General features: G+C 46.3%; 12 protein-coding genes. 4 read left to right on the top strand and 8 right to left on the bottom strand.

Features of this window, described 5'->3' with window-relative positions; genetic code table 11:
- Positions 1-1,202, top strand: a 1,202-nt coding sequence (locus VIP81_RS12595; protein WP_331960813.1) for an RNA polymerase sigma factor, incomplete at its 5' end; no start/stop codon positions are given.
- A 74-nt stretch (positions 1,203-1,276) separates the two neighbouring features.
- Here the strand turns inward: VIP81_RS12595 and VIP81_RS12600 are convergent.
- The 6 genes from VIP81_RS12600 to VIP81_RS12625 form a co-directional block, all read right to left on the bottom strand.
- Positions 1,277-1,570: a DUF1330 domain-containing protein gene (locus tag VIP81_RS12600; protein WP_331960816.1), complete on the bottom strand. Its 294-nt coding sequence runs from the start codon at positions 1,568-1,570 to the stop codon at positions 1,277-1,279.
- Between the two features lie 17 nt (positions 1,571-1,587).
- Positions 1,588-1,995, bottom strand: a complete 408-nt coding sequence (locus tag VIP81_RS12605) for a DinB family protein (RefSeq protein ID WP_331960819.1) — start codon at positions 1,993-1,995, stop codon at positions 1,588-1,590.
- A gap of 70 nt (positions 1,996-2,065) precedes the next feature.
- On the bottom strand, positions 2,066-2,902 hold the full coding sequence (locus VIP81_RS12610) for an AraC family transcriptional regulator (RefSeq protein WP_331960822.1): 837 nt from the start codon (positions 2,900-2,902) through the stop codon (positions 2,066-2,068).
- A 21-nt stretch (positions 2,903-2,923) separates the two neighbouring features.
- Complete coding sequence (locus VIP81_RS12615) at positions 2,924-4,108, bottom strand: hypothetical protein (RefSeq protein ID WP_331960825.1); 1,185 nt, start codon at positions 4,106-4,108, stop codon at positions 2,924-2,926.
- 2 nt (positions 4,109-4,110) lie between these two features.
- On the bottom strand, positions 4,111-4,509 hold the full coding sequence (locus tag VIP81_RS12620; RefSeq protein ID WP_331960828.1) for a hypothetical protein: 399 nt from the start codon (positions 4,507-4,509) through the stop codon (positions 4,111-4,113).
- Positions 4,510-4,700: 191 nt separating this feature from the next.
- A complete protein-coding gene (locus VIP81_RS12625) occupies positions 4,701-5,105 on the bottom strand; it encodes a DoxX family protein (protein WP_331960831.1) in 405 nt (134 codons plus the stop codon).
- Positions 5,106-5,233: 128 nt separating this feature from the next.
- Here VIP81_RS12625 and VIP81_RS12630 point away from each other — a divergent pair, with 128 nt between their 5' ends.
- The gene (locus tag VIP81_RS12630) at positions 5,234-7,141 is read left to right on the top strand and encodes an AAA domain-containing protein (RefSeq protein WP_331960834.1); all 1,908 of its coding nucleotides are present in this window, start codon (positions 5,234-5,236) and stop codon (positions 7,139-7,141) included.
- Here VIP81_RS12630 and VIP81_RS12635 read toward each other — a convergent pair.
- Both VIP81_RS12635 and VIP81_RS12640 read right to left on the bottom strand, forming a co-directional pair.
- A complete protein-coding gene (locus VIP81_RS12635; RefSeq protein WP_331960837.1) occupies positions 7,128-8,054 on the bottom strand; it encodes an alpha/beta hydrolase in 927 nt (308 codons plus the stop codon). The two genes, VIP81_RS12630 and VIP81_RS12635, sit on opposite strands and share 14 nt — an antisense overlap.
- 49 nt (positions 8,055-8,103) lie before the next feature.
- Entirely contained in the window at positions 8,104-8,280 is a 177-nt protein-coding gene (locus tag VIP81_RS12640; RefSeq protein ID WP_331960840.1) for a hypothetical protein, read from the bottom strand.
- 28 nt (positions 8,281-8,308) lie between these two features.
- On the opposite strand from VIP81_RS12640, the gene VIP81_RS12645 reads away from it, so the two are divergent.
- Both VIP81_RS12645 and VIP81_RS12650 read left to right on the top strand, forming a co-directional pair.
- Positions 8,309-8,920 carry a hypothetical protein gene (locus VIP81_RS12645; RefSeq protein ID WP_331960844.1) on the top strand — a complete coding sequence of 204 codons (612 nt, stop codon included), beginning with the start codon at positions 8,309-8,311 and terminating at the stop codon, positions 8,918-8,920.
- A gap of 101 nt (positions 8,921-9,021) precedes the next feature.
- Complete coding sequence (locus tag VIP81_RS12650; RefSeq protein WP_331960847.1) at positions 9,022-9,660, top strand: LysE family translocator; 639 nt, start codon at positions 9,022-9,024, stop codon at positions 9,658-9,660.
- Positions 9,661-9,815 lie beyond the last annotated feature (155 nt).

The raw sequence follows: 9,815 nt of genomic DNA on the forward strand, positions 1-9,815 counted from the left end.
TCCAGCAGGAATTTTCCAAAATGGTAGCTGTCATCAGCCACCTGTACGGCTTGCAGCATATTGAACTAGCAGAAGACATTGTCAGTGAAACCTTTTTGCAGGCCACAGAAACCTGGGAAGAGAAAGGCATTCCTCCTAATCCAACCGCCTGGCTTTATGCTGTGGCCAAACAAAAAACATTGTATCATTTCAGGAGAAATAAAATATTTGAACAGAAAGTGATGCCGGAAATTACCGCCAGAGAAGTCCATAGTGTAGAAACGGACGACTTTAGTTTCTCTCCCCGGCAAATTAAAGACAGTCAGCTGCAAATGCTGTTTGCCATATGCACTCCGGCCATCGCCAGCGAAGCCCAGATAGGGCTGGCATTGCGCATTCTTTGCGGCTTCGGCATTGATGAAATTGCGGAAGCATTTTTATCCAATAAAGAAACCATCAACAAAAGATTGTTCAGGGCCAAAGAAAAACTGCGCTCCGAAAATATAAAAATGGAATTGCCGCCGGAACACGAAATCCTGAACCGGCTCGATAATGTATTGCATATTATCTACCTGCTTTTCAGCGAAGGCTACTACTCACAAACGCAGAACCAGATCCTGCAAAAAGACCTGTGCATAGAAGCCCTGCGCCTTGGCTTAATGCTCACGGAATATGACCGTACCAATCTGCCTAAAACAAACGCCTTAATTGCCCTCATGTGTTTTCACGCTTCCCGCTTTAATGCCAGGCAGGCCAACGACAACACCGTCGTGCTTTACGAAGCACAAAACGAGGCGTTGTGGGATCAGGCGCTGATTAACCAGGGACAACATTTCCTGGCGCTTTCTGCGCAGGGCAATGAAGTCAGTTCGTATCATCTCGAAGCCAGAATTGCCTACTGGCACTGTATTAAAGAAGATACTCCTGAAAAATGGGAAGAGATTTTACAACTTTATAACGCCCTGCTCATGATCAACTACTCCCCCAGCGTGGCGCTGAACAGAACATTTGCGCTGTATAAAGCCAATGGGAAAAAAGTTGCTTTGGCAGAAGCAGAAAAATTAAAACTGGAGAATAATCATTTCTATTTTTTGCTGCTGGGAGAATTGTATACAGATATTGATAATAAAAAAGCGTTGATGCATTTTCAGCGGGCGTATGAGCTGTCGAAGACGCAGGCGGAGCGGGAAGGGATCAGGCAGAAGATGAATAGTATACGTTAATTATTCCGGCTTAAAGAGGCAGTCGCAAAATGCGACTACCTCAAAAGTCTAAAGTTCTCTTCGTAATGCGCCTCCTACTCTCCCAATCCATGCACCAGCGTCATACTACAATTGTCCGTAGACGCCCAGCGAATCGCCTTTAGCGGCTGATACGCCGGATCATTGTAACATTGCAATGCGGCTGCTTCCGACGGAAATTCAATCACGGCATTCATTTTCTTCACACTGCCCTCCACCGCGATGGCGTCCCAGTCGGATGCCAATACCCTGGCTCCATATTGATTCAACAATGCTATAACGGGCGGACCATACTTTTTATATTCATCCACATCGGTAATGTCATAGCTATTGATATAATAAACTGGCATAAATTATTTTTTAGCAGTTAGTAGATGTATTCCGGTGGTACAATGCCTTTGCTGCGCAGGTATACGGTGGCCTGTCCGCGGTGATGCGTTACATGATCGATAGTAGCATAAAAGCCCGCCACTGCCTGATCGGACATTTTCATATTCTCCACACTTTTCTTAAGGGCGATAAAAGCCTGATCCAGGTAGGCGATGCTGGCTTCTTTACCTGTGGTGGCCGCAGGAGGATTCCAGTCGGACGGTTGTTGTCTGATAAAATTTTCTTCCCACCAGCCAATTCCATAACCAACATGGTGTAGTAGTTCTTCAAAAGTCCACACCCCTTCGGTGGGCTTAAAACTAAAGTGCTCTGCCGGCATGGCGGCGGCCACGCTCAGGGTGTAATCTTTTGCATTACCGAGGGTTGTTAATAATTGCGCTTTCATAATAGTAAGTTTGATACGCCAAAATTAACCTGCCCAAAAACTATCTGTTTAAGGAAAATTGCTGTTTTTATCACCGCATGGCGGAAGGAGATTTTCCGAACTGTTTTTTGTAGGCAGCCGAAAAATGTTCGAGGCTGTTAAAGCCGGTGGAGAAGGCAATGCTGGTCACTGGCAGCTGCGTGTTACAAAGCTGCAGGTGTGCCTGTTTGAGTCTTACCTGCAATAGATAACGATAGGGAGCGGCGGCAGTGATTTGTTTAAACAGGCGGTTGAAATGAAAGGGGCTCATATTCCCCAGTGCGGCTAGTTGCGACAGGGTTACATTATCTGCATAGTTTTCATTGATATATTCCTTTACCTGTTCGATTACCGGCAGATAATTTCTTTTCTGTTTATCGTTCAACACCGGTAAGGTTTGCAACGGATTGCCGGCATACAATACCAGCAGAAAAAGTTCGGTCATCAGTTGCTCTGCCCAAAGCCGGGAGTAACGCGGCTGTAACAGCAAGGTGAATATACGCTGGTGCAGAAACTCCATTTCCGGGGTTGCTTTTACCAATATCGACTGAATATCCGGATTATTAAAAAACCAGGCGAAGGCGGTAGCATGTGTCATAAGCAGGGCCGTATTTTCTGCCGGAAACGAAAAAATAGTGCATTGATCGGGGATGTCATGTACATGGGCTACCTGGTGTTCATATCCGGGCTTACAGAGCAGGAATAAGCCGCTATAGGCATCTAAATCATTCCGGAATACTTTAAACCGGAAGTTGCCTTTGCGGATATAGGCCATGGAAAAAGTGCTTTGATATTCTTTTTCAGATACCGCACATTCCCGGCACTGGCACAAAAAATTATGTACCGTGCAGATAGGTGAATCATAAAGTGTTTGTATGTCCGCCTGCATATGTATAAAGTTAGTATATTCTTACGGCACCGCCGGCAACTGACTCATATCAATTTTCTCTTTTCCAAACCCAAACGTTATCCCAAACATGGCCAGTATCCGTGATTTATCCAGTCCGAAATCGTTCCCGAAGGCGCCGTTGATGTACATATCTTTCGCAATCCGGTAATTAACAAAACCGACGATGCGCTGGGATTTCAAGTTATCCTGCACGGTATAGTTCCGGTAAATGGCTTCTATCCCCACACTCAGCGGATCGAATTCAAACGACAGGCGGCCACCTACGTCTACGCTGTTGGCGGCGGTGATGGCTCCGTGTTCCAGGGCGTATGCATCATACATATATCGGGTATAGGCGGCTATACTGAGATAGTTGGTTTGCATAGCGCCGGGATGATTTGAATTGAGCGGGGTATTCAGGGCTATGGTCGTCCATACGCCACCCCTGCCGGTTTTCCAGGTAGTATCGGCGATACCATAGGTGGCGTAGGCGCCGGCTACATCCCATTGAAAAAGCAGTTTTTCTTTGAGCTGATTTTTCACCCGGGTCATCAATGCTGCCAACGCTTCATTTTTACGCGCGGTATATTGCCGGAAAATCCGGGCAATAGTGGCGGTGTCGCCGTTTTGTAAAGCCGTACTGTATGCAGGATCTGAGTTTACGGCATCGAGGATATCGGCTTGTTGTTTTTCGGTAAGGGTATCCACGACGGCATGCAGGCGCTCCGCATAGCCTTTACCGTAGGCCCGGAGCAAGGTGCTACGGAAACCGATAGAAAAAACTTTCTGCGAGCCCGTAGCCGTATCTGGAATCATATCTTTTTTAATGAAAGCGATAGAAATGCTGGTGAATTTAAGGGCAGAAAAAGGCTGTGTTTTCCATACTTCCGGAGCGGCGCCGGTTTTATAGCGTTTAATGCCAATGAACCGGAACACATCACGGTTTTTCGGGAGTGCCCACCAGTAGGGCGTAAACTGAGCAGCGTAGTTCTGCGGCCAGCCATCGCCATTAAAATTTTGTAATACACTGATCCCAAAAGCTTTGGGTGTAGCAGGCGATTCAATTAACGTAGGGGAAACGTCTACCAGTTTGAATGCGCTGGATTGAGGTACGCTGAGGTTTTCTGCGGGGGCTTCCTGTGCGTATAGCTGCTGGCCTGTCAGCAGCAATAGCAGCAATGACAGCCAACTCATATGTTGCTTCATGATTAGTCCAGTTTTACGGTCACTAATAAATAAACAGTGCTGAAATCGCCGCTGGCGTTGATTATCTGATCGGGAGCGGAAAACTCTCTATGGCCTTCTGTGCCGTCATCAAACACGTAGCGGGCGCCTATCTTCCCAAATTCTATTTTGCGGGTATCCAGGTCTTCCCAGAATAACTCTATTTTGGTAACGATATTGATACTCCTGCGCTGCAAGGCCCCGGCCCTTCCCAGCGCCATTTGCCGGATATCGCCGGAGGCGTCGGATACCCCATTGGGAACAGGGAATTTGGTACCATCTTCCAGTATCATAAATATTCTTGTCCACGCAAATCCATTGGTAGTAATATCAACGGCCAGTTTAAGCAGCTGATCGCCATTTCCGGCTACATAATGGTTCATAGGATTGTTGATTAAAGCGTGATTAAAATTTTGGCAATAATATACTCCTGAGGTTTTTCCGCATAGGTTTATTCATCCCGGGGCGTATAGGTTAATACTACTGCAAAATAAGAAATCTCCCGCGCGTGATCAAATAAAAAAGTGGGCGTATGACTAAGCATACACCCACTTTTTTTCATGGTGACCCATGGCTATTTGCTCAGCGGAAAAACGCTGCGCAGCGCGGGAAAGCGTAAGTATACACCTACCCATACCAAGACACCGAAAACGATCGGGAAATAGTAAGGAATATTTACCCTTGTCATAATGGCTACCGCTCCACCGAGATAGCAGCTGAGGAAAATGGCGCCCAGAACAGCGGTGCGTGGGATGGCATATAAAATAGTGCAGAGCAAGAGCACCACGCCGAGGCCCTGTACCTGGGATTCCGGCCAGCCCAGGTCGGTGCTGCCTTTAACAGATACTGCTGCACTGGCTATTTTCATGACAGCATCTACCAGCAGAAAAAGAATACAGATAATAGTAATCACCCAACCGGTGATACGAGTGCTTTTTGAAGGGGCAGCGGTGTTCATATAGATTGTTTGCGTTTCCATATACGTTGTTTTTAGAGTTGTTTGTTTTACGATACAAACTTAAATCGATTCATTAATTCCGGTCATGGGGAAATACGACATTCTTAATGGCCGATTGCGACAAATGCAGAACATCTTACCTTTGCGCCATGGATTATTTCAAAAAGCAGCTTGATTTACTCAAAATAGAACGGGAAACGGACCAAAAGTCTTATCAACAAATGACAGAAACCTCGTCTGTAGCAGATCGCCGGGCGAATGGACTAACGTGGTACCCTATTGCTATCCGGGGATCTGAAATGAGCCGGGGAGATTACCTGACAGTGGAAGTGGAACGTACCACCCACCAGGATATTCCTCATCAACTGCGTTTTGGGGCTTCTGCTATGTTATTTTCCAATCATGACCGGAAACAGGATCACCTGGAAGGCACCATCTCCTACCAGGGCGGAAATCGCCTCAAAATAACCCTGCGCACCGATGAACTGCCGGAATGGGCCAGCGATGGCAAACTAGGCATCGATGTATTGTTCGATGACAACAGCTACGACGAAATGCAGAATGCCCTTAAACAGGCAGACGCTTTACAGGATAAAGACCCGGAAGGGAAACTCATAAAAATACTCACCGGCGAAAAAAAGCCTTCCTTTCACCCGGAGCAGCCGCCCTACGTGAATCCGAAGTTAAATGCATCGCAGCAGGCAGCCGTCACCAAAATACTATCTGCCAACGATCTGGCCATTGTACACGGACCTCCCGGCACCGGTAAAACAACCACGCTGGTGCAGGCTATTAAAGCATTGATTCAACAGGATCATCAACAAATACTGGTGGTAGCACCCAGTAATACCGCCGTAGATCTGCTCAGTGAAAAGCTGTCGGATGAAGGCCTGAATGTACTCCGCGTGGGTAACCCGGCCCGTGTATCAGAAAGACTGATGTCGCTCACACTAGATAGTAAAGTATCGGAACACAATAGTATCAAGGAAATCAAGCGGCTGAAAAAACAAGCCAATGAATTCCGCGATATGGCGCATAAATACAAACGCAATTTCGGCAAAGCAGAAAGAGAGCAACGGAAAGCACTGTTTGATGAAGCCCGCAAGATCATGAAAGAAGTAGGCAACACCGAGCAATATATCATCGACGATCTGATCGCCAAAGCACAGGTGATTACGGCCACGCTGGTAGGCGCCAATCATTATACCGTTAGAAACCTGCAATATCATACCGTGGTGATAGATGAAGCCGGACAGGCACTGGAGCCGGCCTGCTGGATTCCTATTTTAAAAGCGCAGAAAGTAGTGCTGGCAGGTGATCATTGCCAGTTGTCGCCTACTATTAAATCAGATGAAGCCGCCAGAAAAGGTTTGAGCACTACCCTGCTGGAAAAATGTACCGCCTTACATCCGGAAAGTGTAACGTTGCTGGAAGAACAATACCGTATGCACGAAACGATTATGGGATATTCTTCGCAGATATTTTATGCAGATAAACTAAGAGCACATGCGTCAGTAGCGCAGCACCTCTTATTCTCGGCCGATAATCCGCTTTCCTTTGTAGATACCGCCGGTTGCGGGTTTGATGAAAAATCGGAAGGAACCAGTACCACCAATCCGGAGGAAGCCGCCTTTTTATTTAAGCACCTGACCATGCTGGTAGCTGACCTGGGTGCACATTACGCCCCGAAAGATTTTCCCACAGTGGCGGTGATATCTCCCTATAAACAACAAATACAACTACTAAAAGAACAGCTGCTGCACTCACCGGCATTGCAGCCCTATGCAGATAAAATTTCCGTGAACACCATAGATAGTTTCCAGGGGCAGGAACGGGATATTGTATACATCAGCATGACGCGCAGTAATACAGAAAATAAGATCGGATTTTTGTCTGATATCCGGCGCATGAATGTGGCCATGACGCGTGCGCGTAAAAAGCTGGTGATAATAGGCGACAGCGGAACGCTTTCCCAGCTGGGATTCTATGCGGACTTTATCACCTATGCAGAAAACAAAAATGCATACCAGAGCGCATGGGAATTTATGGATATTTAACAGCGGTATCCATGACTGACAATAGCTGCTGATCAAAGGCGGCTTGTTGTTCGAACATCGGAAAATGGCCGGCAGCTTGTATCCAATACAATTTTATATCCGGGCGGATTACTTTCAGCTCATAGGTATAAAACGCCAGTGGGTCCTGGCTGCCGGCGATGATGCTGATCGGCCCTTTATAATGAAATAAGTTCTTACTCAGGTCGTAATGTACCCGTCGCAAATCATTGACCATTAGTTGCTGCATCAATAGATTTGTTTTCGGCCCATTGATCTTCGTCAGCATACTATCGATGAGCGATTTGTTATAAATGTACGCCAGTCTTATTGTTTTCGTATACAACGCAGAATCAGCTTTGCTGCCCTTCCCTTCATTTATTTTTTTATCCAAAGTATCTATCAGCACTACGTCTGATGCGCCTAAGCGGGCGCGTAAATTATTAACGTGCGTGGTCAGCAGATCGGCAGAAAATTTATAGTATCCGGGATCTGCGAGTACCAATGCCTTCACTTTGTCGGGGTAGTTGGCGGCAAAACTCATGGCCAGCATGGCGCCCCAGGAGTGACCATAAAAAACAGCACGCTTCAGGCGCAGGTGTTGCAATAGCCGGTTTAGATCGTCCATCGCTGCCTGCAGGTTGATGGTGGTAGAATCAAATGGAACGGGAACAGACAGCCCGGTGCCGCGTTGCTCCAGCAAAATGCTGCGGTATTTTTTGCCGAGTGCGATGGCTACTTCTTCCTGTTGCAAACAGGAATTACCGGGACCTCCGGATAAAACAATCACAGGTGCGCCACTGCCGTAAGTATGAAAATAAAGATAACCATTCGGGTATTTGATGGCGTCCAGTTGCTGTGTGTGGCCCGTTAATGCACAAAGCAACAGCATAGTTAACAACACGGGTATTTTCATGTCAGATCAGGTTGAAAATTTGTACTATTAAAGTACTGCAATTTCCGGACTACAAAAATTTATTTACCGCTACTATCACCAGCAACAATTCGCAGTTGGTGAGCAAATCACGTTTTAGTAAACGGATCGCTTTACTCATATGCTTTTCTACCATGCTAACGGAAATGGACATACGAAAATAAATATCACGGTAAGACAATCCTTCTTCGCGGTGCAGGATATACACCTGCCGGCAATTATCGGGGAGTTGTGCGATGGCCGTATCGATTTGCCGGATGGAGGTAAGTGGGAAAGTGCATGCATTAATGCACCTGGATTTTTTCTATCCATCTGCCGGCTTCGTGGTATCTTCCGGTAATTACCGACCCGATCCTTCCGGAAAATTTATTTATGGCTATTATACTACCAACTGGTTGCGGTATGATATGTTTCAATATGATATTGAAGCAGATGACAGGGGGACGGTCTATAATACTTTCGGAGAAAATTTTGTGTTCCATTCCTATGAAAGCAACCCAGTGTATAAAAAGCTGGCGGGCACTGGTTTCATTACCGATCCGTATCCGTTTCAGTTAGGTCCCGTGATGCAGCTGACAGATGGCTCTATGCTGGTACTGAGCAATAAGTCGCTGGCAAATTACGATTTAGTGAATAAAAGCGAATACTGTTATGCCGGCACAGAAGCAGGTTTGGATGCCCCGTCACCTGAGGAACAACACCAGCAAACCGGCTTGGCCAAATGGGTAGATTTCACAACTGTTACGCTGATAGGGCAGGATAAAACAGGTGCGGTGTATTACTGTACGGGGATCAACGACTATACGAACGGCGTTACCTTCTACAAATTATATCCTAAGAAAAGCTAATAGCCTGAATAGTGAAGGGTCCTCCCGGGTTGAGATCCCCGGGAGGACTTTTTGTTTTCAGAAAGTTTTATCTTGCGTCATCTTTCTCCTATAAATCCATCATGATGATACCGATTAGCCAACTACTGCTTTTTGCATTTACTGCATTGCTCATGGTATTAGTACCGGGGCCGAATATGATTTACCTGATTTCCAGGTCTGTTACACAGGGGAAAAAGGCTGGTTTTATATCGCTTTGCGGGGTGGCCTGTGGCTTCCTGTTTCACATTACCCTGGTTTCTTTTGGGTTAACGGCAGTTTTAATGGCCGTTCCTTACGCCTATACGGTGCTAAAAATGACCGGAAGTGTATACTTGCTATACCTTGCCTGGCAAACGCTTAAACCAGGCGGAAAGGGCATGTTTGACACCGACAGGCAACTGGAGGCCGATAAGCCATTAAAGTTGTTCAGTATGGGTCTTTTTACCAATATGTTGAATCCTAAGGTAGCGGTATTTTACTTGTCGTTTTTCCCACAGTTTATAAAGCCAGAGTACGGGTCGATCCTTGCCCAGAGCTTTCTGCTGGGGCTTACACAAATACTCGTCAGCTTTACAGTTAATTTTTTCATTATATCTTCCGCCAGTCAGGTGACGCGTTGGTTTTCGGCGAATCCGAAGTGGGTACGGATGCAAAAGTGGATAATGGGCGGCGTTTTCGGCGGATTAGCCATCAAAATGGCGCTGGACAAGGGGAAATAAATCCTTGGCGGGAGCTTAAAAAAGCGTACCTTTGCCGGTTTTTCGGGGTAAGATAAATGGTAGCCTGCTCATAGTGATCAGCCTGTTTATTTTTTGAACAAATACATTATGAGTAAAATAGTTGATTACAGGAAGTTACTGGGCGTTACCAAAAC

Source organism: Chitinophaga sp. (assembly GCF_036566945.1).
Taxonomy (GTDB): domain Bacteria; phylum Bacteroidota; class Bacteroidia; order Chitinophagales; family Chitinophagaceae; genus Chitinophaga.